At 61.4% G+C, this 24,622-nt stretch carries 26 protein-coding genes; 15 read left to right on the top strand and 11 right to left on the bottom strand.

Going from position 1 to position 24,622, the window contains the following annotated elements; genetic code table 11:
* The first annotated feature begins 12 nt into the window (after positions 1–12).
* Together GF111_RS01845 and GF111_RS01850 are read left to right on the top strand one after the other, a co-directional pair.
* Entirely contained in the window at positions 13–945 is a 933-nt protein-coding gene (locus GF111_RS01845) for a spore coat protein U domain-containing protein (protein WP_047727697.1), read from the top strand.
* A gap of 135 nt (positions 946–1,080) precedes the next feature.
* On the top strand, positions 1,081–1,320 hold the full coding sequence (locus GF111_RS01850) for a DUF1480 family protein (RefSeq protein ID WP_004931517.1): 240 nt from the start codon (positions 1,081–1,083) through the stop codon (positions 1,318–1,320).
* Positions 1,321–1,375: 55 nt separating this feature from the next.
* Here GF111_RS01850 and GF111_RS01855 read toward each other — a convergent pair whose 3' ends face one another.
* A complete protein-coding gene (locus tag GF111_RS01855) occupies positions 1,376–1,975 on the bottom strand; it encodes a C39 family peptidase (protein WP_055312546.1) in 600 nt (199 codons plus the stop codon).
* Between the two features lie 4 nt (positions 1,976–1,979).
* Positions 1,980–2,372 carry an ASCH domain-containing protein gene (locus GF111_RS01860; protein ID WP_004931522.1) on the bottom strand — a complete coding sequence of 131 codons (393 nt, stop codon included), beginning with the start codon at positions 2,370–2,372 and terminating at the stop codon, positions 1,980–1,982.
* A 335-nt stretch (positions 2,373–2,707) separates the two neighbouring features.
* On the opposite strand from GF111_RS01860, the gene yniD reads away from it, so the two are divergent.
* Positions 2,708–2,800, top strand: a complete 93-nt coding sequence (gene yniD / locus GF111_RS01865; RefSeq protein WP_016928013.1) for a small membrane protein YniD — start codon at positions 2,708–2,710, stop codon at positions 2,798–2,800.
* A 39-nt stretch (positions 2,801–2,839) separates the two neighbouring features.
* On the opposite strand, the gene GF111_RS01870 is transcribed toward yniD, so the two are convergent.
* Positions 2,840–2,992 carry a hypothetical protein gene (locus GF111_RS01870; protein WP_164491942.1) on the bottom strand — a complete coding sequence of 51 codons (153 nt, stop codon included), beginning with the start codon at positions 2,990–2,992 and terminating at the stop codon, positions 2,840–2,842.
* A 157-nt stretch (positions 2,993–3,149) separates the two neighbouring features.
* On the opposite strand from GF111_RS01870, the gene GF111_RS01875 reads away from it, so the two are divergent.
* The gene (locus GF111_RS01875; RefSeq protein WP_004931526.1) at positions 3,150–3,359 is read left to right on the top strand and encodes a hypothetical protein; all 210 of its coding nucleotides are present in this window, start codon (positions 3,150–3,152) and stop codon (positions 3,357–3,359) included.
* Between the two features lie 146 nt (positions 3,360–3,505).
* On the opposite strand, the gene GF111_RS01880 is transcribed toward GF111_RS01875, so the two are convergent.
* Both GF111_RS01880 and GF111_RS01885 read right to left on the bottom strand, forming a co-directional pair.
* Positions 3,506–4,924: a serralysin family metalloprotease gene (locus GF111_RS01880; RefSeq protein ID WP_147191400.1), complete on the bottom strand. Its 1,419-nt coding sequence runs from the start codon at positions 4,922–4,924 to the stop codon at positions 3,506–3,508.
* Positions 4,925–5,256: 332 nt separating this feature from the next.
* Positions 5,257–6,600 (bottom strand): 2-hydroxycarboxylate transporter family protein, encoded by a 1,344-nt coding sequence (locus GF111_RS01885; protein WP_038877686.1) that lies wholly within the window; start codon positions 6,598–6,600, stop codon positions 5,257–5,259.
* 432 nt (positions 6,601–7,032) lie between these two features.
* Here GF111_RS01885 and pckA point away from each other — a divergent pair, with 432 nt between their 5' ends.
* Positions 7,033–8,652 carry a phosphoenolpyruvate carboxykinase (ATP) gene (pckA, locus tag GF111_RS01890; RefSeq protein ID WP_038882150.1) on the top strand — a complete coding sequence of 540 codons (1,620 nt, stop codon included), beginning with the start codon at positions 7,033–7,035 and terminating at the stop codon, positions 8,650–8,652.
* Positions 8,653–8,698: 46 nt separating this feature from the next.
* Here the strand turns inward: pckA and GF111_RS01895 are convergent, their stop codons facing one another.
* Positions 8,699–9,343 (bottom strand): TetR/AcrR family transcriptional regulator, encoded by a 645-nt coding sequence (locus GF111_RS01895; RefSeq protein WP_147190465.1) that lies wholly within the window; start codon positions 9,341–9,343, stop codon positions 8,699–8,701.
* A gap of 93 nt (positions 9,344–9,436) precedes the next feature.
* Between GF111_RS01895 and GF111_RS01900 the strand changes: the two genes are divergently transcribed.
* The 5 genes from GF111_RS01900 to GF111_RS01920 all read left to right on the top strand — a co-directional run bounded on the left by GF111_RS01900 (position 9,437) and on the right by GF111_RS01920 (position 14,868).
* The gene (locus GF111_RS01900) at positions 9,437–10,135 is read left to right on the top strand and encodes a DAPG hydrolase family protein (protein ID WP_038877693.1); all 699 of its coding nucleotides are present in this window, start codon (positions 9,437–9,439) and stop codon (positions 10,133–10,135) included.
* 84 nt (positions 10,136–10,219) lie between these two features.
* Complete coding sequence (locus tag GF111_RS01905) at positions 10,220–10,606, top strand: GFA family protein (protein WP_038877695.1); 387 nt, start codon at positions 10,220–10,222, stop codon at positions 10,604–10,606.
* Between the two features lie 90 nt (positions 10,607–10,696).
* Complete coding sequence (locus GF111_RS01910) at positions 10,697–12,001, top strand: MFS transporter (RefSeq protein WP_102779821.1); 1,305 nt, start codon at positions 10,697–10,699, stop codon at positions 11,999–12,001.
* 168 nt (positions 12,002–12,169) lie between these two features.
* Complete coding sequence (locus tag GF111_RS01915; RefSeq protein ID WP_147190468.1) at positions 12,170–13,429, top strand: MFS transporter; 1,260 nt, start codon at positions 12,170–12,172, stop codon at positions 13,427–13,429.
* A complete protein-coding gene (locus GF111_RS01920) occupies positions 13,426–14,868 on the top strand; it encodes a glycoside hydrolase family 32 protein (protein ID WP_147190470.1) in 1,443 nt (480 codons plus the stop codon). Before GF111_RS01915 ends, GF111_RS01920 begins: the two co-directional genes overlap by 4 nt.
* A 41-nt stretch (positions 14,869–14,909) precedes the next feature.
* Here GF111_RS01920 and GF111_RS01925 read toward each other — a convergent pair whose 3' ends face one another.
* The 3 genes from GF111_RS01925 to GF111_RS01935 all read right to left on the bottom strand — a co-directional run bounded on the left by GF111_RS01925 (position 14,910) and on the right by GF111_RS01935 (position 17,917).
* Positions 14,910–15,911 carry a LacI family DNA-binding transcriptional regulator gene (locus GF111_RS01925; protein WP_038877706.1) on the bottom strand — a complete coding sequence of 334 codons (1,002 nt, stop codon included), beginning with the start codon at positions 15,909–15,911 and terminating at the stop codon, positions 14,910–14,912.
* Between the two features lie 72 nt (positions 15,912–15,983).
* The gene (locus GF111_RS01930) at positions 15,984–16,547 is read right to left on the bottom strand and encodes a HutD family protein (RefSeq protein WP_038877707.1); all 564 of its coding nucleotides are present in this window, start codon (positions 16,545–16,547) and stop codon (positions 15,984–15,986) included.
* The gene (locus GF111_RS01935; RefSeq protein WP_147190472.1) at positions 16,547–17,917 is read right to left on the bottom strand and encodes a formimidoylglutamate deiminase; all 1,371 of its coding nucleotides are present in this window, start codon (positions 17,915–17,917) and stop codon (positions 16,547–16,549) included. Before GF111_RS01935 ends, GF111_RS01930 begins: the two co-directional genes overlap by 1 nt.
* A gap of 180 nt (positions 17,918–18,097) precedes the next feature.
* Here GF111_RS01935 and hutC point away from each other — a divergent pair, with 180 nt between their 5' ends.
* The 4 genes from hutC (at position 18,098) to GF111_RS01955 (ending at position 22,814) form a co-directional block, all read left to right on the top strand.
* On the top strand, positions 18,098–18,853 hold the full coding sequence (gene hutC, locus GF111_RS01940) for a histidine utilization repressor (RefSeq protein ID WP_038877712.1): 756 nt from the start codon (positions 18,098–18,100) through the stop codon (positions 18,851–18,853).
* A gap of 157 nt (positions 18,854–19,010) precedes the next feature.
* On the top strand, positions 19,011–20,234 hold the full coding sequence (hutI, locus tag GF111_RS01945) for an imidazolonepropionase (protein WP_038877714.1): 1,224 nt from the start codon (positions 19,011–19,013) through the stop codon (positions 20,232–20,234).
* Positions 20,231–21,034 carry an N-formylglutamate deformylase gene (gene hutG / locus GF111_RS01950; protein WP_110612158.1) on the top strand — a complete coding sequence of 268 codons (804 nt, stop codon included), beginning with the start codon at positions 20,231–20,233 and terminating at the stop codon, positions 21,032–21,034. Before hutI ends, hutG begins: the two co-directional genes overlap by 4 nt.
* A gap of 244 nt (positions 21,035–21,278) precedes the next feature.
* The gene (locus GF111_RS01955; protein ID WP_060434637.1) at positions 21,279–22,814 is read left to right on the top strand and encodes a serine hydrolase; all 1,536 of its coding nucleotides are present in this window, start codon (positions 21,279–21,281) and stop codon (positions 22,812–22,814) included.
* Positions 22,815–22,817: 3 nt separating this feature from the next.
* On the opposite strand, the gene GF111_RS01960 is transcribed toward GF111_RS01955, so the two are convergent.
* Together GF111_RS01960 and GF111_RS01965 are read right to left on the bottom strand one after the other, a co-directional pair.
* A complete protein-coding gene (locus tag GF111_RS01960; RefSeq protein WP_047727707.1) occupies positions 22,818–23,348 on the bottom strand; it encodes a chorismate mutase in 531 nt (176 codons plus the stop codon).
* 114 nt (positions 23,349–23,462) lie between these two features.
* Complete coding sequence (locus GF111_RS01965) at positions 23,463–23,957, bottom strand: anti-virulence regulator CigR family protein (protein ID WP_147190474.1); 495 nt, start codon at positions 23,955–23,957, stop codon at positions 23,463–23,465.
* 441 nt (positions 23,958–24,398) lie between these two features.
* On the opposite strand from GF111_RS01965, the gene GF111_RS01970 reads away from it, so the two are divergent.
* Positions 24,399–24,578: a hypothetical protein gene (locus GF111_RS01970; protein WP_025160261.1), complete on the top strand. Its 180-nt coding sequence runs from the start codon at positions 24,399–24,401 to the stop codon at positions 24,576–24,578.
* Positions 24,579–24,622 lie beyond the last annotated feature (44 nt).

Here is a 24,622-nt window from a genome sequence, read left to right on the forward strand (position 1 = left end):
AGAAGAAGAACGATGTATCGGCAAGTGAAAATTCTTTTGGCGGCGCTGCTGCTGCTGTGCGGGCAACGCGCGCTGGCGGACTGCGCCACTACCAACGGCACGGTGACCCTGCCCAGCAGCAACTCCTTCGCCGTCTACAACGGCCAGATCAGCGCCCAGGGTACCGCCGGGCTCAACTGTACCGGGCTGGGGCTCAATCTGTTGACGCAAAACACCGTCACGGTCAAGATTGCCTCCACCACCAACAATATGGCCCTGCTGAACGGCAACGGCTCCGGCGATAAAATCTCCTATCTCATCTACCCGGATGCCAACTACCAATATCCCTACAGCGTCGGCCAGACCATCGACTACAGCTCGCTGAACCTGCTGTCGCTGATCCTGATCTCTTCCAACGTCAACTTTCCGGTGTACGTCAAAACCGTGGCGGGTGCGAACGTCAGCGCCGGCACCTATACCGACACCATTAACCTGGTGTGGAACTACCATATTTGCGGCCTGGGCCTGATAGGGCTGTGTATCTGGTGGGACGGCACCAACCAACCCAGCACCGTGACCGTCACCGCGGTCATCACCAAAAGCTGCCTGATCAATACCGCCAACAACGTCAACTTCGGCAGCATGGCGCTGGTGGGGCAATTCAACCCGATCAACCAGAGCATCACCCTGACCTGCACCAAATCCCAGTCATACAGCTCCTACTTTACCAACGGCAACAACCCCATCACCGGTTGGCGGCGAATGCTCAGCGGCACCAGCAACTTCCTGCAGTATCAGATCTACCTGCCCAACACCAGCACCGTGTGGAGCAGCACCAACGCGCAAAGCGGCACCGGCACCGGTCTGGCGCAAAGCATCCCCTTTACCGCCGCCATCAATCCGGCGCAGACCGAAGTGCCGGTCGGTACCTATCAGGATAACGTCAGCTATGTCGTGACCTATTAGCGTGGCCGCTAGCCGCTCAGGAAGAATGTTGCCAGAATGTATTTTTTATGTGGCATTTTTTGCTCATTTGGCTATGCTCATACCGATGGCCTTACTGGTCTAACCTCCTACCACATCATTGAGCAAGGAGTTCCCATGAGCAAAACCGTCGTAAAAATTGGCAGCTTCGAGGTCGATGACGCGCATCTTCACGCCGGCGCCGACCGCGCCGGCACCCTGAGCATTCCCTGCAAGTCCGATCCGGATCTGTGTATGCAGCTCGACGGCTGGGATGAACACACCAGCATTCCGGCGATCCTTGATGGCAAACAGTCGCTGCTGTACAAGCAGCACTACGATCGGCAGGCGGACGCCTGGGTGATGCGGCTGGCATGAAAATACGCCGGGCCTGCTGACGACGCGCTGCTTTCATCGGAAACAGCGCGTTTTTTTATGCGATGGCGATGCCGCGGCCGGCAAAGAAAGGGGTGAAGCGGTTGAGCGGCAGCTGTACCCGCTCGCGCGTTGCCGGGCTGTCGCCCGAAGGGTTGTGGAAGGTTACGCTTTGCGTATCGGCGGCGGTGATCAACACCAGATGCCCGCCTCGCTGCGGCGGCAGGCTCTCGGGCCGGCGAATGGAAGGATGCACCGAGGCGATAAAGTAGCGGTATTGGCTAAGCAGCGCCCATAACTCGGCGGCCTCCAGCCCCACCTTCACCTCCGCTTGCAGCGCAAACTGCTCGCGCACGTACTCAACGAACGGCGCGTAAATCAGCCCTTTTATCCGCTCCCCCTCGCGCACATAGGCACCGTAAGGCAGGCTACGCCGCGCCAACTCCAGCAGCGGCGGCGCTTCGCCGTCGCGATGGCTCAGCACCATTTTCAGGCAGGCCATGCCGCACACGTGGTTGGCCCACTCGACGTACTCCGCCCGATCGCGGGCGCCGCTGCGCGCCCAATTCTCGTCTTGCGCCAGCGTCATGCGGCCGGCGATCAGTTCGGCGGCCAGCTCCGGGCTTGCCCACTGGCATTCGTAGGGAACGGCGCGCATCCGTTTAGAACTTGTCGACGACTTTGAAATTCATCAGCACCAGCGTCATGTCCGGCGAGAACAGATCATACTCTTCGAAGAAGCGCTGCAGCTCTTTGCGCCAATGCGCCAGCGAACGATCGCCCTCGCCTTCGGCAAAGGCGTGCGCTTCATCGACCTGATCGTACGTTTTCATTTCCACCGCGGTCAGTTCAACCGCGCAGACCGGTTCACCTTTACCGTCCACCACCAGGAACAGGTCGCCGGCCTGCGGGATCCCTTCGCCGTCCAGGTTGGAACAGGTGGCCGTTTTGGTGCCATTGAGGATCAATTGCACCACTTCATCGGCCTGCTGCTCGGTATCGCCGAACGCCCAGCGCTCAAGGTGCTCGTATTTCTGTGGAATTGCCGTCGCCATGATTATACCTTTTGGAAAAATGCATCAATGCAGACAGGATAGTACAACGTATTGCCGGCCGTCTGCATCCGTCGCAAGCGCGACTGCGCGTTCCGCCACCGCCGCCTTTACGAGTTTTTACCGTTCTTCGCTGTGCCTGTCGCGCTGCCGGGCGCATACTGTGGACATTATTCACCCAATGGCAACCGCCAGGCGGCAACATGCGGCAAGACGACATCGATGCTGACGATACCTTCAGCGATTTACTCAACGGCGTCGCCCTGGTGACGCTTTTCCTCATCACCCTCGTCGGCGGGTGGTACTTCAGTTAAGGAGGCAACGTGGCAACAAAACGCATGGGCAACAAACTCAGTAAAATGGTCGTGGTGCTGCTGCTGATCTGCCTGGCGTTGCTGCTGTTGCGTTGGGCGGCGATCGCCTTCGGTTAATCTCGCGAACCGGCGCCGGCCTAAGCGCCGGCGTCGTGCTCACCGCCGTCGCGGCGCGGTCGGCTCCAGCAGCTCCTGCAAATAGGCCAAACGCGCTTCCCCTTGTGGCAACCAGCGGCGACACAGCCAATGCTGCGTTTCACCCGTGCGGCTCAGGCGGTAGTACTCCGCCAAGGTTTCGACCCAGTTCATGATGTTTTCTCCTGCTTTTCGACACCGCCAGTATTGAGCGTAAAAACCAGAAGAAATACTGATGGCTTGTTTTTTATGCTTCCTGTTTTGGGTGGCCGGTAGCGAAGCCGCAGTTCAGCTGCTACATTGGGCAAAAATCAACCAGCCGAGGTAGGCCATGACGTTCTCGGAACAGGAGATTAAACCCGTATGGGATGAGGTCGCACGCCTGATCGGCGACGGCGTGATGCAGCTGCGCCATCGTGGCGAAGCGCTGTCGGTGGAAACGCTGGAAAAACATCTGGCGCGGCAGCTGGCGGACAGCAACGATATCGAACGGCGCATCCTGCTCGGCGCCGCCATCAACATGTTGAAAGGCGGAAAATGAATCGCCAACCGAAAAGGTTGGCGATCCGACAGAAGCCCGAGGTATGCAAGCCCGGCCTTCTGCGCGCTACTATGTCACGCTAATATGACGGAATTAATAGGAATTGTCGGGTTTTTACCCAAAACGCCCTATTTTTGTTGCCCGCATTACGCCAACACGAAATCGCCGGCATCCAGCGGCTGCCCCACCACTTTCACCAGGAAATCGCTGGCGCCAAAAGCGCCGCCCAGGTTGATCGCCAGGTCGCTGACGTGACTTTGCGCGTCATAGCTCAACATCGCCTCACCCGCCTTGCCGCTGAACTGATCGACGAAGCGAATGCCGTCCGCGCTGCCGGTGTTGAACAGCGTCAGATCGATCTTGTCTTCACCGCGCACGAAGTCGCGGATCCAATCCGGTGCCGCCGCCGTCGATTCATCCGCCGCGAAATAGACGAAGGTATCTTTGCCAGCGCCGCCCCACAGCTGATCGGCCCCTTTGCCGCCGTACAACACATCATCGCCCGCACCGCCCTTGAGCACATTGTCGCCGGCGTTGCCCACCAGCACATCGTTGCCCGATCCGCCGATGGCATTTTCAATCGTTACGCCTGCGGCGATGGACACGTTGCCTTTCAGGCCGCCAACGTCCGAGAACGCTTTTTCATTCAGGTTGATGCGCTGATTCTGGCCAAAGCCGGAGAAGTCGAAGGTGTCGTTACCGCCGGCATCCCAGGCGGTGAAAACAATCTTGTCCTGCGCGCTGGTGGCGGTGAGGAAGTCGCGATCGGTATTGGAATTAAAGCCGTAGATCGTATCGCCGGTGCGGGTGTTCATGTTGGCGCCGTAGAAGTGCTGGATCGCCGTGATGTCGTTGAGCAGCGGCCCGGAAGAGTAAGCGCCTTTAAAGTCCTGCCCGGTGTTGCTTTCGCTGAAATAGCTCATCACGCTGTGGGCACGGCTGTCCTCGAAATAGGTCGCGTCCTTGCCGTAGGTGATACTGACGCCCGGCGCGGCGTTATAGTCGCCCGGGTGTTGCAGCCCCAGCGCATGGCCGATTTCATGGGTGAAGGTCTGGCGACCGTACTCGTTCTCATGGATCTGATTGTTGACGAAGGTATGGTTCTTGGCGTTATACCAGGTTTGCCCGGCAACCGAAGGCGAGGTGTCCGGGTTATACGCAAAGGCATAGGAGCCGCGCGAGCTGTAGTCGAACAGGCCGAATTTGATGTTGGCGGCGGCGGTGTTGCTGGTTTCGCTAAAGGTGATGTTGGCCACGTCGGACCATGACTGCAACGACAGTTTGGCCTGCTCGCGCTGTTCGGCGTTAAAGCTGCTGAAGCCGCTGATGCCCATGCTCGACATGTTGCCCGGCGCCTTTTCCCAGAAGCTGAAGGTCAGGGAGACCGGCGTGTCGGTCACGCCCTTGTCGTGCCAACTGCGATCGCCGCGCGCCAGCTCCAGACCGGCGTTTTCGAACGTTTTCGACGGATGAAGCACGGTAATGGTGTCGTCTTCATCGGGTTTATAAGCGCCCAGCAGGGCTAATACGCCTTCGGCCTTAACGGAAGCATTGCTTGATGACATAACCTTATCTCCATATTCGTCAATTCAATCGGGGGGGATGCCCCAACTGGCGGATTGCCTGAACGGCAGCGGCCCGGTGTTGAATCAATACGGGGATATCGGTAATGCGGTGGCGCCTTCCCTCGGCACTCTGAATGAGAACGATAATCCCTTAAGAGAAAAGAATAGACACACTTTCGCCGAGTACAGAATTTTCTTAGATAAAGTACGACTATGCATTTGCGCCATACGAATGATTTTCAAGGTAATCATCAGCATTATCACGATAAGCGGAAAAAAACATAAAAAAACCGGGGCAATCCAACCCCGGCTATCCATAAGAAATTCTGGACTCAGACTAACCAACCGAGCAGCAGCGTCGCGCCGATGACCGTGGAAGCGCCGCCGATGCGCGTGGCAATTTGGGCGAACGGCATTAGCCCCATGCGGTTCGACGCCGACAGGATCGCCACGTCACCGGTGCCGCCCAGGCCGCTGTGGCAACAGGTGACGATCGCCGCTTCCACCGGGAACATCTTCAGGTAAGGCGCAATCAGGAAACTGACCAGCCCCATCGACAGCACCACCGAGCCGCAGACCACCACATAACCGACCGAGAACACCGCCACCACGCTTTCCAGCGGCACGTACAGCATGCCCAGACCGATCATCAGCGGCCACACCAGCGCCGTGGAGACGAACTTGTAGAAACTGTGCGCGCCGGTTTCCATCGAGGCCGGGATCACCCGGCAGTACTTGCACAACACCGCGAACAGGATCATCAGCACCGGGCCGGGAATATGCACGATGTGTTCGAACAGGCCACCGACGATAAAGAAGGCGCAGATCACCAACAGACCGCCGCCCATCAGTTGGAAATCGACGTTGCCGCTTTGCTCCTTGATGGCGAACATCGCGTTCTCCTGCGCCGAACGGATCAGCATGCCGTCGCCGCTCAGCGCCTTGCGCTGCATGCCGATGCGAGCCAGCACCCCGGCGGTCACGATGGCGAAGATATTGCCCAGCACCGCCGCCGGCGCCAGCTGCGCGACGTAGACATCCGGCGTCGCTCCCAGGATCGCCGAATAGGCCAGCGACAGCGGTAAAATCCCCTCGCCGATGCCGCCGCCGATGATCGGCACAATGATGAAGAAGAAGGTGTGATAGAAGGTAAAACCGAACAGCTTGCCCACCAGCAGCCCGGTGATCACCGCCGTCACCGTACCGACCACCAAGGGCACGAACATGCGAATCATCCCCTGGATCAGGATCACCCGATTCATGCCGAGAATGCTGCCGACCACCAGACTGGCGATGACGAAATACAGCAGGTTGGCGTCTTTCATCAGCAAATGGACGGTGCCCATGACGTTAGGCTGGAAGACATTGAAATAGACCAGCACCGACGGCACCATCAAACACAGAATGGCCGGCCCGCCGATATCGCGCAGCACGGGAATGCTTTTTCCCAACTGCGCCAGCGCAAAGCCCAGCGTCATTATCACCGCCAGGCCGCCGATCATATTCTTCGGCAGGAAGTTGGCATAGGCGGAAATCGCCACGATCGCGCAAATCGTGATAAACAGCGCGATCGGTACCGCACCGATATCTATTTGACGAAGTTGATTAATTAATCCTGAGGATTCGGACGATGCCGTATTTTTATCACAGGCCAGTTCTGCATTTATCTGTTTCATTATTCACCCTGCTGACAAGCGTACAGTACGGTTAGATTCACCTGGCGCAACGTTCCTGCCATAGCCAAGTAAAAACAAATGATTACGAAGAATCCTATTGTGGATTTCGCTTTTTCTAATAAGAAATAAAACAGTAGACAGCTCTGACGATATGATAAAAAATAAAAATGCAAAACTAAATTACGCCGGCGGAATTCAATATTGTGACCCTCCGCCAAGGTTAGTTTTAATTAATTATCGTCAGCATTTTGTAATTAAAGTAATCGGGTTTAAATTCGCTGCTATGCTATAGGAGGGCGAAAAAGCCCCCTGCTTTATTAATAAAGAACCGGAAACGCATTAGCTGAATCCGGTCAGCTTGATCCGAACCTTAATCCTGCGCGCGGCACCGCACGGGAAAGAGGCATAATATGACTCATAAGGAAGTAGAATATGTCTTCACGCGCTGTTACCCCACAAACCCTCGCTCGCTACGGCATTCATCAGGCCGCCGACGTCGTCTATAACCCCAGCTATGAATTACTGTTCGCCGAAGAGACCCGCGCCGACCTGCCGCCGCTGGAACGCGGCACCCTCACCCAGCTGGGCGCGGTCAACGTCGCGACCGGTGAATTCACCGGCCGTTCGCCGAAGGACAAATACATCGTGCGCGACGACACCACGCGCGATACCGTCTGGTGGTCGGACAACGGCACCGGCAAGAACGACAACCAGCCGCTCTCCCCGGAAGTCTGGCAGCATCTGAAAACGTTGGTGGGCAACCAGCTCTCCGGCAAGCGTTTGTTCGTGGTGGACGCGTTCTGCGGCGCCAACGCCGACACGCGCCTGAAAGTGCGCTTCATCACCGAGGTGGCCTGGCAGGCGCACTTCGTGAAAAACATGTTTATCCGCCCGAGCGACGCCGAACTGGCGGACTTTGAGCCGGACTTCGTGGTGATGAACGGCGCCAAATGCACCAACCCGGACTGGCAGCAGCAAGGGTTGCACTCGGAGAACTTCGTCGCCTTCAACCTGACGGAACGCATGCAGCTGATCGGCGGCACCTGGTACGGCGGCGAGATGAAGAAAGGCCTGTTCTCGATCATGAACTACCTGCTGCCGCTGAAGGGCATCGCCTCGATGCACTGCTCGGCCAACGTCGGCGAGCAAGGCGACGTGGCGGTGTTCTTCGGCCTGTCCGGCACCGGCAAAACCACCCTCTCCACCGATCCGAAGCGCCAGCTGATCGGCGATGACGAGCACGGCTGGGACGACGACGGCGTGTTCAACTTCGAAGGCGGCTGCTACGCCAAGACCATCAAGCTGTCGCCGCAGGCGGAGCCGGAAATCTATCAGGCGATCCGACGCGATGCGCTGCTGGAAAACGTCACCGTGCTGGCCGACGGCAGCATCGACTTCGACGACGCCAGCAAGACCGAGAACACCCGCGTCTCCTATCCGATTTATCACATCGAGAACATCGTCAAGCCGGTGTCCAAAGCCGGCCATGCGCGCAAGATCATCTTCCTGACCGCCGACGCCTTCGGCGTACTGCCGCCGGTATCGCGCCTGACGCCTGAGCAAACCCAGTACCACTTCCTGTCCGGCTTCACCGCCAAGCTGGCCGGCACCGAGCGCGGCATCACCGCGCCGACGCCAACCTTCTCCGCCTGCTTCGGCGCCGCGTTCCTGACGCTGCACCCGACGCAGTATGCCGAAGTGCTGGTGAAACGCATGGAGGCCGCCGGCGCCCAGGCTTACCTGGTCAACACCGGCTGGAACGGCAGCGGTAAGCGCATCTCGATCAAAGATACGCGCGGCATCATCGACGCCATTCTGAATGGCGACATTGAGCAGGCCGAGACCTTCACGCTGCCGATCTTCGGGCTGGACGTGCCGACCGCGCTGCCGGGCGTCGATCCGTCGATTCTCGATCCGCGCAAAACCTATGCCGACGAATCGTTGTGGCAGGAAAAAGCGCAGGATCTGGCGCAGCGCTTTATCGATAACTTCGCCAAATATACCGTCACCCCGGCGGGCGAAAAACTGGTGAACGCCGGGCCTAAACGGTAACGGCATTCCCCCGCTCAAGGGCCGATTCGTCGGCCCTTTTTTGTTTTCACTCCTCTCCCAGCAAACCCGGCATCACCAGCGCCACCGCCGCCGCGATGCGCTCGTCGATCGCGCTGCCCGGCGGCAACAGCCCCAGCGTCATCTGCCGCAGCGGTTCGGCGATGGTCATCGCCAACAGCAGGTCGCTGGTTTGCGCCCAGTCGCGCTCACGCAGCCACCCGCACTGCTGCTGGCGCTGCAGCCAGTCCGCCACCGTCGCCCGGCCGCGCTGAATACCGTTGCGCTGGTAGCTCTCCAGCAACCCCTCGCGCCCCGGAAATTCGCTTTGCAGCAGCCGGAACATGCCCACCGCTTCCGCACTCAGCACCTGCTGCGCGATGGCCTGCAGCCCTTTTTCCAACAGCGGCGCAACCGCCGCCCGCTGCCCGGCATCTTGGGCGAAGGCCGGCTGAAACGCCTCGGTCCAACCGCTTACCACCTGCGCCACCAGTTCGTCGCGGTTGGCGGCAAAGCGATACAGGGTTTTTTTAGCCACCCCGGCGCGTTTCGCCACCGCATCCACCGTTGCCGCGGCATAGCCGCCGTCGAGCAACAGCGCCAGCGTCGCCTGCGCCAACGTGGCGCGCAGTGCCGTTTCCGGCGTGGCCGGCCGGCCGCGAGCACGCAGCGGTTCGTCATTCGGGTTCGCCATATTTATTCCTCACAAGCATTGACAGACTCAGCATAGCGGCATAGTTTTATTTTGGAAACACGATTCGTTTCCAAAATAAAATAGGAACCCATTATGACACATCCTTCCCTGCTGGCGCCGTGGGGCGTTAACGATATCAACGAGTTGCTCAAACCTGAACCGCTGCGGCTGGAGATGGGGCTGAGTCGCAGCGCCGACGGTTTGCTAACCGTCGCGGTCCGTACCGATCTGCACGGCTGCAAGGGGCGCATGCTGGACTGGTGGTTCACCTTCTTTGAGAACACGCAGCACATCAACTGGTGGCACCCACACGATCACGTCGAACACCGCGGCTGGGATCGCCACTGGAAAAAGGGGGAAAGCTACGTCGGCGCCAGTATCGAAGCGGTCGAGTGGCTGGCGGAGCTGCCGCCGGTCGCGGCGCGCCTCAAGTTTCACGCCGCCGAGGACTTCTTCGCCCCGCAGCCGCTGCGCCAGGCGCGCGACGCGCAGGCGCTCTCCGCCGCCGTTTGCGCACGCATCGGCTTCGGTGACCAGGTGGCGCTGGATGACAACGGCGATCCCTGCGACGGCGAGATGCTGCATCTGGTGCGCGACACGCCCTATGGCTGCGTGCTGCGCAGCCGCTTCCTGCTGGGCAAAGCCTGCGCCAACGCCCACGACGAGCTGCCGGACGACATCGGCTTTAACCTAATGCGCCACTGCTACAACGAGTTCAGCTATCTGGCGCAGTTCCTGCCGTCGCTGTACTACGCCGAAAACGGCCGCGAACCGGCGCCGTTGCTCTGGTAATGCATCAGCGGGAACCTGTTAATTTTTCGCGATATTGCTATAGTGATTTTCATCGTTTTCCCCTGCGCTCATGACGGAGACATCATGGAAAATCCCTGCTATAGCGGCGGCTGCCTGTGCGGGCATATTCGCTTTCAGGCGCACGGCCTGCCAGGCAACCCACACAGCTGTTCCTGCGATTTTTGCCGCCGCCACTCCGGCGCGCCGACGCTCTGCTGGGTCGAATTTCCGCGTCAGGCCGTCGAGTGGAACGGGCCGGGCGGCATGCCGGCCCTATACCGTTCTTCACCCTATTCCAGCCGCGCCTTTTGCCCGCGCTGCGGCAGCACGCTGGGGGCGATCGACGACGAGCCGACGGTGGCGCTGGCCACCGGCAGCTTCGATCGGGCCAATCTGCCGGAGTTGCGCCCGACCTCACATGCGTTCGCCGATGTTTGCCCCGAATGGTGGCGTACAGACGGCATGCGCTGATCGCCTCACAGTTCCCGCTGAAATCAATTGATTGTTTTGTTGTATAAATTTAGAACTGACGAACAATAATTCAAAAGTATGGGAACGGGGATGAATCAACAGACTCTCGACGCGCGCCGCTCGCGTCAGGCGTTGCTGGCCGGCTCGGTCGGCAACTTTATCGAATGGTATGAGTTCGGGGTGTACGGGTTCCTGGCCACCGTTATCGCCGCCAATTTTTTCACGCTGCAGGGTGAAAATGAAATCACCAGCCTGATCCTCACCTACGCCGCCTTCGCGCTGGCGTTTTTCTGTCGGCCGATCGGCGCGGTGATCTTCGGCCGCATCGGCGATCGCATCGGTCGTCGCCCGACGCTGATTGCGGTTCTGCTGCTGATGACGCTAGCCACCGCGCTGATCGGCGTTATGCCGACCTATGCCTCGATCGGCGTCGCCGCCCCGCTGCTGCTGACGCTGCTGCGCATGTTTCAGGGGCTGTTCGCCGGCGGCGAATTCGGCGGCGCCGTGTCGCTGATGACCGAGTTCGCCCCGAAGGGCAAGCGTGGGCTGTTCGGCGCCTGGCAGTCTCTGACCGTCGCGCTCGGCCTGCTGGCCGGCGCTGGGCTGGTGGCGCTGCTGGCCGCGCTGCTCAGCGCGCAGCAGCTGCATGACTGGGGCTGGCGCATTCCCTTCCTGCTGGCGCTGCCGATGGGCGCCGTGGCGCTGTGGCTGCGGCTCAAGCTCGAGGAAACGCCCACGTTCACCCAGGCGCAGCAACAGGCGGAACACGCCACCGCGCCGCCGGAAGCGAAGCTGGGCGGCGTGGTGAAAACCATTCTGATCGGCATCGGCCGCATGATGGGCTGGTCGGCCGCCGGCTATACCTTCCTGGTGGTGATGCCTTCCTATTTGCAAACTTCATTACACGCCACCTTCCAGCAGGCGCTGGTGGCGACGGTGCTGGCCAACGTCGGTTTCGCCCTGACCATTCTGCCGGCGGGCATCATCAGCGACAAACTGGGGCGTAAAACGGTGATGCTGACGGCGGTGGCGGCGGTGATCCTGTTCACCTTCCCGCTGCTGCACCTGTTGCAGGATGCGCAAAGTTCACTGTGGGCCAAAGGGCTGGCGGTCATGATCGCCGGTGCCGTGGTCGGCCTGCTGGCCGGCCCCGGCCCGGCGATGCTGGCGGAGATGTTCCCGACCCGGGTGCGTTATACCGGCTTGGGGCTGGCTTACTCGCTGTCCAATGCGGTGTTTTCCGGCTCGGCCGGGCTGATTATCACCGGCCTCATCAAACAGACCGGTAATATCGACATTCCCGCCTACTACGTGGTCGCCACCTCGGTGGTCAGCCTCTTTGCGCTGATGACGCTGCGCCGCGACGACCATCTGCGCTCGCTGAACGAACGTTAATCCTCCGGGGGCACATCGCCCCCTTGCCAACTCGTGACCTCGATCACAACGCCAAAATGTTAACGTTAACTTTTGTGATTAACATCGCACGCGTGATATCTGCTAGCTTCATCCCCTTGTGAGTTAACGTTAACAATAGAGCTAACTTCACTCACCGGGGCCCTACCCATGAACCGCGAAACTAAAAAATATTACGTGCTGCTCAGCGGCCTGCTGTTCTTCTTTTTCTTCACCTGGTCTTCCAGCTTTTCGCTGATCTCACTGTGGCTGAATCAGAAGATCGGCCTGAAAGGCGCCGAGACCGGCCTGATCTTCTCCGCTATCTCGTTGGTGGCGCTGTGCGCACAGCCACTGTACGGGTTTATTCAGGACAAACTTGGGCTGCGCAAGCACCTGCTGCAGTTTCTCGGCGTGATGCTGCTGCTGACCGGCCCGTTCTTTATCTACGTTTACGCCCCGCTGCTGGCCAGCAGCCTGCCGCTCGGCGCACTGGTCGGCGGGGTATTTATCGGCGCCACCTTCTTCGCCGGCATCGGCGCGCTGGAATCTTATACCGAGCGAGTCAGCCGCATCAGCGGTTTCGAATTCGGCCGCGCCCGCATGTGGGGATCGCTCGGCTGGGCCAGCGCCACCTTTTTGGCCGGTTTTATCTTCAATATCGATCCGAACATCAATTTCTGGCTGGCCTCCGCCGCCGCCGTGGTATTCCTGTTGCTGCTCAGCCAGGTGCGCGAGCTGAAGCCGAACGCCATGGCGAGCCTGGCGTTCGGCAAACCGGAAAATCTGCGGCTGCAGGATGCGCTGGCGCTGCTGCGTATGCCGGGCTTCTGGGCGCTGGTGGTGTTTGTGCTCGGTATCAGCGTGTACAACGTTTTCGATCAGCAATTTTCGGTCTACTTCGCCTCGCAGTTCGCTTCTCGCGAACAGGGCAACGAGATGTACGGCTTCCTCAACTCGCTGCAGGTCTTCCTCGAAGCCGGCGGCATGTTCCTGGCGCCGCTGCTGGTGAACCGCATCGGCGCCAAACAGGGGCTGTTGCTGGCCGGTGGCGTGATGGCGCTGCGCATGTTCGGCTCAGGCTTGGTCAGCGGCGCATTGATGATCTCCGCCATGAAACTGCTGCACGCCGTAGAGTTGCCGATCCTGCTGATCGCTATCTTCAAATACATCGCCAGCCGCTTCGACAGTCGCCTCTCCTCAACGCTTTACCTGGTGGGCTTTCAGTTCATCACCCAGGTGATGGCCAGCTTCCTGTCGCCGCTGGCGGGCTACGGTTATGACCGCATCGGCTTTGCCGACACCTATCTACTGATGGGGTGCGCGGTCGCCGCTACGACGCTTGTCTCCTGTTTCCTGCTGCGCGGCGAACGTTCCGCCAGCGCAACCCCCTTTCAATCCGCCATTAAATCAAGTGAGTCTGTCCAATGAACACTGCCTTAGCTCAAGCCGACCATGCGGTCGAAGCCCTGCGCGCAGAGCGCCGAGACGAATACTACCCGCAGTTCCATCTCGCGCCGCCCGCCGGCTGGATCAACGATCCCAACGGCCTGATCTGTATTGACGGCGTCTATCATGCCTTCTTCCAGCATCACCCCTATAGCGAGCACTGGGGCCCCATGCACTGGGGGCACGCGACCAGCCGCGATCTGATCCGCTGGCAGCACCAGCCCATCGCCCTGGCGCCCGATACGCCCTATGACAAAGACGGTTGCTTTTCCGGCTGCGCCGTGGATGACAACGGCGTGCTGACGCTGATTTACACCGGCCACGTGTGGCTGGGCGAGCCCGGCGACGACAGCCATGTGCGGGAAGTGCAATGTCTGGCCACCAGCGAAGACGGCCTAGGCTTCGTCAAGCACGGGCCGGTGCTGGCCGCGCCGGACGGCATTCAGCATTTCCGCGATCCGAAAGTCTGGCGCGAGAACGGCGAATGGTGGCTGGTGGTCGGTGCCAAAGAAAACGGCCTGGGCCAGGTGCGCCTGTACCGTTCTGCAGACCTGCGCGCCTGGCGCTTCGACCGAGTGCTGGCCGGTGCGCAGGCGGCGCATCAAGGGTATATGTGGGAATGCCCGGATTTCTTCCCGCTGGGGGAACAACACCTGTTGTTGTTCTCACCGCAGGGGCTGGCGGCACAGGGCTACCGCTACCGCAATCGCTTCCAGAGCGGCTATCTGCTCGGCCACTGGCGGCCTGACAGCGACTTTAGGGTGACCCAACCCTTCTGCGAGCTGGATGCCGGCCACGATTTCTATGCGCCGCAGACCTTCACCGCCGCCGACGGCCGTCGGCTGCTGTTTGCCTGGATGGATATGTGGGAATCCCCGATGCCCAGCAAAGCGCACCGTTGGGCCGGCGCCCTCACCCTGCCGCGTGAGCTGACGCTGGCCGCCGACGGCAGCCTCCGCATGAACCCGGCGCGTGAACTGACGGCGCTGCGCCGAGAATCGCACACCTTTTTGGCACAGACGCTGACCAATCAGCAGCTGCCGCTGGCGGACGACGTGCAGGAACTCACCCTGACGTTGAGACCGGCCGACAACGACGCCGAGCGCTACGGGCTGGCCATCGGGAGTGCGGCGCGGCTGTTCGTCGACAATCAGGCGCACCGGCTGGTGCTGGAACGTTTTCATGAAAACCGCGCCCTGTGCACCTGCCGCAGCGTGCCGCTGCCAGAAGGTGACAGCCTGTCGCTACGGATCTTCATTGATCGCTCATCGCTGGAGATCTTCGTCAATCAGGGGCAGGCCTGCCTGACCAGCCGAATTTATCCGACGGCGGGCGATCGCCGCCTCAGCCTGTTCGCCGAAGGCGGCCGGGCACAGTTTGAGCCCATCACGGGATGGCAGTTGGCAAGCCTCTGGGGATAATGGGAATGAGCACCGGGCGCAGAGCGACGCACCCGGTGCGCTTACAGCGAACCACGCTCCAACAGCGGGCAAGGCACTTTCACCGTCTCACGCGGCTCCCGCTGCTCAATCACATGCAGCGCCGCAAGGCGGCCCAGCTCGTAATGCGGCAGCTGCACCGTCGTCAATGCCGGCAGGAACAGCTCGCCGGTGCCGACCATATTGTCGTAACCCAGCACCGCTACCTGTTGCGGTATCCGCCATCCTTGCGCCAGCAATACCTGATACACCAGAAAGGCTATCCGATCGTTCCCGCACACCACGACATCGCAATCGCGCCTTCCTGCAGAGAAATGCCGCTCCAGCAGCGCGACGCAGTCACGATAGCTTTGGTCGCCGCCGCTCAGTTCGAGATGATACTGCCGCAGCTGTTCAACATCGCGCCCCGCTTCGCGCCAGGCGCGTTCCAGACCGCGACGGCGCAGGCCCGCCGCCAGCGTATCCGCCGGTAAATGAATGCACAGTGGCGCGCGATAGCCTTTGGCGATCAGCGCGCGCGTGGCGTCATACTGCCCTTGCTCGTCATCAGGAATGTAGCTGGCGATCGAATGTGCCGGGCTGACGCAGTTGGCCAGCACCAGCTTTTTGTCCAGCAGTTTGGCCGGCAACGTCACCTCACGCAGCCCCATCGTGGTGAAGATCACCCCATCAGGACGATGCGCCAGCAGCAAATCGACGGTCTGTTCGGCGTTGTCGTCGGCAAACAGGTTGACGACGAAGCTGTTCCAGCCTCGCTCGCGCGCGGTTTTCTCAATCGACAGGATCATTTCCACCGAGAACGGCGTCGTGGCGGTGTCCAGCGCCAGCACGCCGAGCGTCTGCACGCGATTTCCGTCACCGCGAATACGCCGCGCCGAGAGATCCGGCACGTAGTCCAACTGGTCGATAGCCTGTTTGACGCGGCGGTAGGTTTCCGGCCGCAGCTTGCCGGGTTCATTGATGGCGCGGGACACCGTCATCAACGAGACTCCGGCAAGTTTTGCGACGTCTTTCAGCGAAGCCATGCGCCCTTCTTTATGATGATTAATGGGAAAAAGTGAATAATCCCATAACCGGGCGCAGGACTCTACTCTGCGTTAGCAGGCTGTGATGTTCGCCCACAGGAGAGCGCCGTCGGCCGTCAGCGGCGCCACTTCACCGCCCACCGTCTGCGCCGCCCACCAGACGCCCTCGCGCGCCCGCAGTTCGCCGCCCCCCGGCAGCGACCAGACCCCGCTCAGCACATACAGCACGCCCGCCTGGTGGGATAGCAGGGTGACAGGCGCCGTGCTGCGCCGCACCTCGGCCGCCTGCCGGCCGCGGCGCGTCATGATGTTGAAATCCTGACTGGCGCCGCCCAGCAGCGTCGCTTCCAGCGCCACGTCGCCGGAGAACGCGAACGGTTCCCCGACGCGAGCCAATTGATGGTCGATATGCCCGGCGCTGAACAGCCGCACGCCGTCGCCTTCCAGCAAAGTGATCGAGCGGTCGATGCCCGTAAAGGCGGAAAACGGCCCGTCCTGCGCGATGGTAGCGATGCTGGCGCGCCAGTCAAAATCCTGCGCGCCCGGGGGCCAGCTGACAATTTCACGGGTTTCCCCACCGCCGTTGCGCCACGGGCTGACCGGCAGCGCGGCGAAGCTAAAACGGGTCAGGCTCATTACGCCTCCTGCTGAAAGGTTTTCAACACCTCCAGGAACTCGGCGCTGCTCTGCTGCTGCAGCGCGTGCCGCCCCTGCTCGATCACCTGCCGGCCGCCGACGAACACGTCGCGAATTTGCTCTTTGCCGCCGGCGAACAGCCAGCGGTTGAGGATCGAGACGTCCGGCGCCGCCGCCAGATACGGGTCGTCGCCGTCCAGCACCAGCCAGTCGGCGCGATAGCCGCTCTGCAATCGGCCGATCGGCGCGCCGCACGCCTGCGCGCCGCCCTGCAGCGCCTGCAGGTACAGCACATCGCCCACCGCCGACTGTTCCGGCGTCGTCAGACGGTTGCGGCGCTGATCGCGCAGCCGCTGGCCGTATTCGAACCAGCGCAGTTCTTCCACCACGTTGAGCGAAACGTGGCTGTCGGAACCGATGCCCCAGCGCCCCTGCCGCTGCAGGTAAGCGTCGCCGGGGAAAATGCCGTCGCCGAGGTTGGCTTCGGTGGTCAGGCACAGGCCGGCCACCGCGCGGCTGCGCGCCAGCGCTTCCAGCTCATCGCGATCCAGATGGGTGGCATGCACCAGACACCAGCGCTGATCGACCGGCAGATGATCATACAGCCAGGCCACCGGGCGCTGCCCGCTCCACGCCAGGCAGTCGTTCACCTCTTTTTGCTGCTCGGCGATATGAATATGCACCGGCAAAGTGCGATCCGACGCGGCCAAAATCTGCTGCATCTGGCCCAGCTCCACCGCACGCAGCGAATGGAAGCACAGCCCCTGATTCTGCAACGGACGATCCGCCAGCTGGCGGGCAATCACCTGCTGCTGGTGCAGATAGCTTTCGGTATCCTGGATAAAACGTTTCTGCCCCGGCTGCGCCGGTTGCGCGCCGAAACCGGCGTAGCTGTACAGCACCGGCAGCATCGTCATGCCGATGCCGGCCTGATGCGCGGCCTCGCTGAGGCGGCCGGTCATTTCACCGCGATCGGCGTAAGGCTTACCGTCGGCGTCGTGATGCAGGTAGTGGAATTCGGCCACCTGGGTGTATCCGCCCTTGAGCATTTCGATATACAGTTGACGGGCGACCACCTCCACCTGCTCCGGCGTCAGGCGCTGCACCAGGCGGTACATCAGATCGCGCCAGGTCCAGAAGCTGTCCTGCGGGTTGCCCGCCACTTCCGCCAGCCCGGCCATCGCGCGCTGGAAAGCGTGGGAGTGCAGGTTCGGCATGCCCGGCACCGCATCGCCGTGCAGCCGGATGCAGCCTTGCGGTTCAGCGTCGGCGGTAACTTGAGTCAGATAACCTTGCGCATCGACGTCCAGCCGGACGTTATGCGCCCAGCCCTCTGGGAGCAAAGCGCGTGGGGCAAAATAAGCAGGCATGGCAGTATTCCACTGTTGGTGTAACGGCGAATGAGGCGCGGCGATGGCGCGCATTCAGGAATTTTTGGCGGTCGCCGGCAAGTTTCTGGCGCGACGGCCACTAGTTGTATATACATATACATACGCCGACATCAACAGTAAACTGGTGTTATTATTTTTTTATTTGACGAGGTTAACGTCGTGGCTGAACAACAGACCGTGTTACAACTGGCGGCTGCAATGAGCGATGCCCCCGCCCCGATCTACCAACGGGTCAAACAGGCGATCGTGAATCAAATCCGTGCGGGGCATTGGCAACCGCACCAGCGCGTGCCCTCCGAAAGTGAACTGGTGGCGGAACTGGGCGTCAGCCGCATGACCATCAACCGCGCGCTGCGCGAGCTGACCAGCGAAGGTTTTTTGATTCGCATGCAGGGCGTCGGCACCTTCGTCGCCGAAGCCAAAGCGCATACCGCGCTGCTGGAAGTGCACAACATCGCCGATGAGATCGCCGCGCGCGGCCATCGCCACAGCAGCAAGATCCTCGAGCTGAAGGCCCGAGCGGCCAGCGAGGAAGAAGCGACGGCGTTGGGCATTCAACCCGGCCAACGGCTGTTCTACTCGCAGATCGTGCATTACGAAAACGATGTGCCGGTGCAGGTGGAAGACCGCTGCGTCAACCCGCTGGTGGCGCCGGATTACCTGAAGCAGGATTTCGACCGCGTCACGCCTTATACCTATCTGACGCAGGCCGCGCCGCTGACCGCCGGTGAGCACATCGTCGAAGCGGTGATCCCCACCCTGCGCGAGCGCGAGCTGCTGCAGCTGGAAGACCACGAACCCGGCCTGCTGATCCATCGCCGCACCTGGTCCGGCAAAACCGTGGTGACCTCGGCCCGGCTGCTGTACCCCGGCAGCCGTTATCAACTGTTCGGCCGCTTCACCAGCGAAGTCTGATCCCCGGCGGGCGCGCCCTGCGCCCGCATCTCCGCGGTCGATCACATCCTGATAACAAAATCTCTCCCGCCTCTTGTGACATCCCGGTGAATGCGTTAGGTTGTTTTTAATTGTATATACAACCATGTAGGAGCTGCGGCTCCGGCGGAGGAAAGCAATGACGTCTGAGATTCACTGTGACAGCCTGTGGCACGGCGCCGATATCGTCACCATGCGCGACGGCAACTATCACACCCTGACCGACGGCGCGATCGCCGTACGCGACGGCAAGATCGTCTGGATTGGCGAACATGCGGCGCTGCCGCCCGGCCTGATCGCGGACGAAACGGTGAAATTCGACGGCGGCATCATCACCCCCGGCTTTGTTGACTGCCACACGCACCTGGTGTTCGGCGGCAACCGCAGCGGCGAGTTCGAACAGCGGCTGAACGGCGTGAGCTACGCCGACATCGCCGCGCAGGGCGGCGGCATCATTTCCACCGTGAAAGCCACCCGCGAGGCCGACGAGGCGCTGCTGCTGGAGCAGGCGCTGTTCCGCCTGCGGCCGCTGCTGGCGGAAGGCGTCACCTGCGTGGAGATCAAATCCGGTTACGGCCTCAGCCCGGAGAGCGAACTGAAGATGCTGCGGGTGGCGCGCAAGTTGGGCGAGCTGCTGCCGGTCGAGGTGAAAACCACCTGTCTGGCGGCCCATGCGCTGCCGCCGGAATACGCCAACCGCGCCGACGACTACATCAATCTGGTCTGCGATACCATCATTCCGCAGGCGGCCGCCGCCGGGCTGGCGGATGCGGTTGACGCCTTCTGCGAACATCTGGCGTTCTCACCGGCGCAGGTGGAGCGGGTCTTCGCCGCCGCCGAGGCCGCCGGTCTGCCGGTCAAGCTGCACGCCGAGCAGCTCTCCGCCCTCGGTGGCAGCACGCTGGCGGCGCGCCATCACGCGCTCTCCGCCGACCATCTCGAATACGCCACCGAACAAGATGCCCGCGCCATGGGCGATGCCGGCACCGTGGCGGTGCTGCTGCCCGGCGCCTATTACCTGCTGCGCGAAACCCAGTGCCCGCCGGTAGAGCTGTTCCGCAAGCACCACGTGGCGATGGCGATCGCCAGCGACGCCAACCCCGGCACCTCGCCGGCGCTGTCGCTGCGCCTGATGATCAACATGGCCTGCACGCTGTTCCGCCTGACGCCGGAAGAAGCGTTGGCGGGCGTTACCACCCACGCAGCCAAAGCGCTGGGGCTGCAACACAGCCACGGCACGCTGGAAACCGGCAAGGTGGCGGACTTCGTTCACTGGCCGCTGTCGCGGCCGGCGGAACTGGCTTATTGGTTGGGCGGCCAGCTGCCCTGTACGGTGATTTTCCGAGGAGAAGTACGTCAATGACCATTCGCGATCCTTTTAGCTTCCAGAGCGGCAGCCTGCCGCTGCTGATCAGCATCCCGCACGCCGGCACGCAACTGACGCCGGCGGTCGAGGCCGGGCTGACCGATGACGCCCGCCCGCTGCCCGATACCGACTGGCACATTCCGCAGCTGTACGACTTCGCCCGGGCGATGGGCGCCAGCGTGCTGGTCGGCAACTATTCGCGCTTCGTCATCGATCTGAACCGCCCGGCGGACGACAAGCCGCTGTATACCACCGCCACTACCGGCCTGTATCCCGACGTGCTGTTCGACGGCCGCCCAAGCTTCCTGCCGGGCAAAGCGCCGACGGACGCAGAACGCGCCGGCTATCTGCAGCAGATTTGGCAACCTTATCATCAGCAGCTGCAAGACGAACTGGCACGCCTCAAGGCGCGGCACGGCTATGCGCTGCTGTTCGACGCACACTCCATCGCCTCGGTGATCCCGCGGCTGTTCGACGGCAAGCTGCCGGATCTCAACCTCGGCACCAACGGCGGCGAAAGCTGCGCCCGGGCGCTGAGCGATCGGTTGGTCGCCTGCTGCGAGCAGCAACAGCAGTACACCCACGTGCTGAACGGCCGCTTCAAGGGCGGTTACATCACCCGCGCCTACGGGCAGCCGCAGCAGCAACAGCATGCGATCCAGCTCGAACTGGCGCAGGTGAACTACATGTCCGAACAGTACCCTTACGCGTTCGAACCGCAGCGCGCCGCCTCGCTGCAGCGCCTGCTCAAGCAGATGATTGAAGGCCTGTTGGACGGCGCCGCCAAACTCAACTGATCCCTCTGCAGGCGCCGCCGGGCGCCTGTTTCTCCCCCTGCCTTTAGCCGCAACGTCAGCCGCAATCTGCGCGCTATATCAAAGTTTCGCGTGATTCCCCACTGACTGGTCTAAACAGCGCACAAAACAGCGGCCGACGAAAAACGCACTGCGCCACAATCAGCCGAAAAGCCCGCGCTCATCGTCAGCGCCGGGCGGCGTGTGGCCGAGCAGGCCCGTTTCAAACCATCACTCTGGAGGCCCTATGTCTGTAACACCGTTAAACTGGCGCGCTGCCGGCGCCCTCGCCGAACAATTGCTGGCCGGCTGGCAACGGCGTGGCGAACCCGGCGGCGCCATCACCCTGTTTGACGCCGAACAACTCCGTGCCACCGCCTGCGCCGGCCTGGCCGATCTGGCGCAGAATACCCCCTTCACCGTCGACAGCGTGGTGCGCTACGCCTCAGTGACCAAACATATCTTCGCCGCGCTGGCGCTGAACGCCACCGGCTGCGCCATTCGGCTCGATCAGCGCCTGGGCGAACTGCTGCCCGCCCTGCAGCCTGCGCTGGCGGACGTCACCGTCGGCCAGGCGCTGGACATGACCGGCGGCCTGCCCGACGTGCGCGAGACGCTCGGCTTGCTCGGCATCTCGCTGCACGCCGTCAGCGAGGCGCAGCCGGTCATGCAGTTTGTCGAAGGGCTGGAGAAGTTGAACTACGAAGCGGGCAGCGAGATCGCCTACAGCAATACCGGCTATCGGTTGCTGGAGGCCGCGCTGCGCAGCAAAGGGTATGATTTCGACCAACTGGTGCAACAGCACATCGCCCGGCCGCTGCAGGTGCAGATGCAGGCGCCGGAAAGCTGGTTCGACGTGGTCCCGGGGTTGGTGCCGGGTTACTGGCGGGCGCCGCAGGGCTGGCAACACGCCAGCGCCGGCCTGCACCTTTCCGCCTCCGGTAGCCTGACCGGCAGCCTCCACGCCCTCACCCGCTGGCTGCAAACGCTGCTGGCCGACGAGGGCCCCGGCCAGGGCGTGCTGGCGCAACTCGGCGCCCCGCGCCGCCTCAATCAGGGCCAGCTCAGCGCCTATGGCCTGGGGCTGGCGCAAACCCCGCTGGGCCGCCGCCGCTTGCTCGGCCACGGCGGTTCCCACGCCGGTTACAAAACCTATTTCCTGCTGGCGCCCGATCGCCAGGTCGGCGTCGCGCTGGTGGCCAACCGCGAAGACTGCGACAGTTTCGGTATGGCTTTGCAGGTGATGGCGGCGCTGCTGGGCGAACCTTTGCCGCAGCGCAGCACGGCGATCCCCGACGGCCTCTACGCCACGCTGGCCGAGCCGCACTGGCTGGAGGTTAAAGACGGCAACCTGGCCTATCTGGGCAGCGGTGAACCGCTGTATCAGGGCGAGGACGGGTACGCGGTGTCGCTGTCCGCCCATATGCCAATCAAATTGAAGTGGACCGGCGAAGCGGTCGAGGGCGAAGTCGGGCATGTGGCGCGCCGTTTTCTGCCGGTCACGGCCAACGGCGACTGCCTGAAGCATGTGCAGGGGCTGTGGTATCACCCGCACTATCGCACCGCTTTTGAAATTCGTGGCGATCGGGTACATATCGGCGTCGGCCCGGCGGCGCAGACCGGTACGCTCAGCCCGCTCGGCCAGGGCCGCATGCTGGTGGAGTGCCAGGACGGCCCGTGGTTAAAACGCTTTTGCCTCTATTTCCGCGGTTACAACGTGGATCTCATCGCCAACCGCAGCCGGATGCTGACCTTCCGCCGCAGCACCGTCGGCCACGACTGACGCTCAGCCTGCGCTGCCGGTTTTGACCGCCAGCAGCGCATCCGCCAGCCGCCGTTTGTCGGCGGCGCTGAGGTTCACCTGATCCACCGACGCCATAAACGCCGCCCGATCCGCTTCGCCAAGCGGGCCGGCACGCAGCCGCTCCGCCAGCCGTTGCAATATCTGGCTGCTCAACTGCGCAATCTGCGGGCGCACCTGCGCCAACGGGCGCGGCTGCCAACCGGTTTCCGGGCTCGCCAGCCAGTCGGCACGATAGCGATACTGAATCGCCTTGGCGGCGTCCATCTGCGCGGCGATAAAAGGCCGCACCGACGCCGGTTCAAGCCCCAAACGCCCCGCCTCCGCCTGCGCGCTGGCCAACACCTTCGCCTCCTGCGCCAGGTCTTCGATCGGCAAATGCTGCTGGGCCTTGTAACCGGCAACGTCCTTCATCAACGACAGCCGTTGGTTCACCAGCTCGCCGAGGGCGGCAGCGCCGTCCGCCAACGCCGGAAAACTGGTCAAACAACAGGCGATCAATAACGCCCTGAACATGGCACCTCCCTTATGATGCGGTGAAAACGTCAGGCCTAAAGTTCACCACGTCCGCCCCGCGCTGGCAAATAAAAAGGCCCCGCCGCAGCGGGGCCCGATAACGCTCGACAGGCGTTAGTCGAACACGCCGTTGATGACGGAGGCCACAATCGCGGTGCTGAGCGCGACCAGCACCAGGTCGTCGCCGGCGATACGCCACTCATACCCCGGGTACTGCGGCAGCTCGCGCAGCATCGAGTAAGGCACCACTTTTTTGGCGATACCCGGCGGCAGCGGTTTACCGCGCGCCAGATTTTTGGCGATGCCCGGCGGCAGCGAGCTGTAGCCGGTCAGGCCATAGTTGTGCGCCAGCGAACGGGCGCGGTCGCGCGCGAGGCTGACTGATACCAGATTATCGTCGTTCCTATAGCCGCCTTTATCTTTATTGCCTTTGTTGCCGTGATTGCCGTTGTTACCGTTGTTGCCATGGTTACCGTGATTGCCGCTGTTGCCATGGCCATTACCGTTGCCGTTACCATTGCCGCCTTTGTCGGCCAGAGCCGGAGCGGATGACAACCCCAGTGACGCAATCAGCGCCAACACCGTTAGGGTCGTACGACGTTTGTTCATGTTGTGTATTCCTGCGTGGGTGACTCTATTGACTATAGCGGGCCGTTCCCGGACGAAGTATAAGGAAAACTCCGAGATGATGGCGCGCGAGACGGCAGACGCGCCAAAATCTTGTTTTAACGCAAAACGCCTCGAAAATGCCGATACTTACCTCAGATTTTTCTTGAAGAAAAATAAGCCTTACGCTAGCGTGGGAAAGTAACAAAAAAGAGTTAGCGTGCTCTTTTTCGTCGCACCTCAAATCTTATTCTTATCATCCATAATGATAATAGCGAACACTTCCCGCCTCTCCGTGCGGGATTCTTTTTCCCGCCGCAGTCGCCCTGATAGGGTGCTTTATGTTGAGATTTAGTTGCCGATAATTTACATTCGCTGTCTGAGAAACCTCAACCTCCCGCGGTGGCCAGGCTGGCAACGGGTGGGCGTTCAGGAGCAAAAGACGTGCAAATGACCCTCATGGAATACATCACTCGGCACTTTAACGGCGATCTTCATCGGTATGCGCAGTCGGAAGGCGTCAGCCGTGAACAAATCATTAGTTGGATAAATAATGAATGTCACGTGATCAAAGGCAGGCTGTTTATGCCGGTGAAGCATCTCCCGGTCGAACAAGCCCAGTGATGACGAAAAAAACCCCGCCAGGCGGGGTTTTCTGTTTCTGATAA

It is taken from the genome of Serratia sp. HRI (genome assembly GCF_010119335.3).
In the GTDB taxonomy this organism is placed as follows: Bacteria; Pseudomonadota; Gammaproteobacteria; order Enterobacterales; family Enterobacteriaceae; genus Serratia; species Serratia nevei.

Bases quoted from the DNA above. Each gene is read 5' to 3' on its own strand.
- GF111_RS01885 (WP_038877686.1), bottom strand. From the start codon at position 6,600: ATGAAACAGATAAATGCAGAACTGGCCTGTGATAAAAATACGGCATCG.
- GF111_RS01845 (WP_047727697.1), top strand. From the start codon at position 13: ATGTATCGGCAAGTGAAAATTCTTTTGGCGGCGCTGCTGCTGCTGTGC.
- GF111_RS01955 (WP_060434637.1), top strand. From the start codon at position 21,279: ATGTCTGTAACACCGTTAAACTGGCGCGCTGCCGGCGCCCTCGCCGAA.
- GF111_RS01925 (WP_038877706.1), bottom strand. From the start codon at position 15,911: ATGGCTTCGCTGAAAGACGTCGCAAAACTTGCCGGAGTCTCGTTGATG.
- GF111_RS01860 (WP_004931522.1), bottom strand. From the start codon at position 2,372: ATGGCGACGGCAATTCCACAGAAATACGAGCACCTTGAGCGCTGGGCG.
- hutI (WP_038877714.1), top strand. From the start codon at position 19,011: ATGACGTCTGAGATTCACTGTGACAGCCTGTGGCACGGCGCCGATATC.
- GF111_RS01910 (WP_102779821.1), top strand. From the start codon at position 10,697: ATGAATCAACAGACTCTCGACGCGCGCCGCTCGCGTCAGGCGTTGCTG.
- GF111_RS01905 (WP_038877695.1), top strand. From the start codon at position 10,220: ATGGAAAATCCCTGCTATAGCGGCGGCTGCCTGTGCGGGCATATTCGC.
- GF111_RS01880 (WP_147191400.1), bottom strand. From the start codon at position 4,924: ATGTCATCAAGCAATGCTTCCGTTAAGGCCGAAGGCGTATTAGCCCTG.
- GF111_RS01895 (WP_147190465.1), bottom strand. From the start codon at position 9,343: ATGGCGAACCCGAATGACGAACCGCTGCGTGCTCGCGGCCGGCCGGCC.
- pckA (WP_038882150.1), top strand. From the start codon at position 7,033: ATGTCTTCACGCGCTGTTACCCCACAAACCCTCGCTCGCTACGGCATT.
- GF111_RS01935 (WP_147190472.1), bottom strand. From the start codon at position 17,917: ATGCCTGCTTATTTTGCCCCACGCGCTTTGCTCCCAGAGGGCTGGGCG.
- GF111_RS01915 (WP_147190468.1), top strand. From the start codon at position 12,170: ATGAACCGCGAAACTAAAAAATATTACGTGCTGCTCAGCGGCCTGCTG.
- hutG (WP_110612158.1), top strand. From the start codon at position 20,231: ATGACCATTCGCGATCCTTTTAGCTTCCAGAGCGGCAGCCTGCCGCTG.
- GF111_RS01900 (WP_038877693.1), top strand. From the start codon at position 9,437: ATGACACATCCTTCCCTGCTGGCGCCGTGGGGCGTTAACGATATCAAC.
- GF111_RS01920 (WP_147190470.1), top strand. From the start codon at position 13,426: ATGAACACTGCCTTAGCTCAAGCCGACCATGCGGTCGAAGCCCTGCGC.
- GF111_RS01875 (WP_004931526.1), top strand. From the start codon at position 3,150: ATGACGTTCTCGGAACAGGAGATTAAACCCGTATGGGATGAGGTCGCA.
- GF111_RS01930 (WP_038877707.1), bottom strand. From the start codon at position 16,547: ATGAGCCTGACCCGTTTTAGCTTCGCCGCGCTGCCGGTCAGCCCGTGG.
- GF111_RS01855 (WP_055312546.1), bottom strand. From the start codon at position 1,975: ATGCGCGCCGTTCCCTACGAATGCCAGTGGGCAAGCCCGGAGCTGGCC.
- GF111_RS01960 (WP_047727707.1), bottom strand. From the start codon at position 23,348: ATGTTCAGGGCGTTATTGATCGCCTGTTGTTTGACCAGTTTTCCGGCG.
- GF111_RS01965 (WP_147190474.1), bottom strand. From the start codon at position 23,957: ATGAACAAACGTCGTACGACCCTAACGGTGTTGGCGCTGATTGCGTCA.
- GF111_RS01850 (WP_004931517.1), top strand. From the start codon at position 1,081: ATGAGCAAAACCGTCGTAAAAATTGGCAGCTTCGAGGTCGATGACGCG.
- GF111_RS01870 (WP_164491942.1), bottom strand. From the start codon at position 2,992: ATGAACTGGGTCGAAACCTTGGCGGAGTACTACCGCCTGAGCCGCACG.
- yniD (WP_016928013.1), top strand. From the start codon at position 2,708: ATGGGCAACAAACTCAGTAAAATGGTCGTGGTGCTGCTGCTGATCTGC.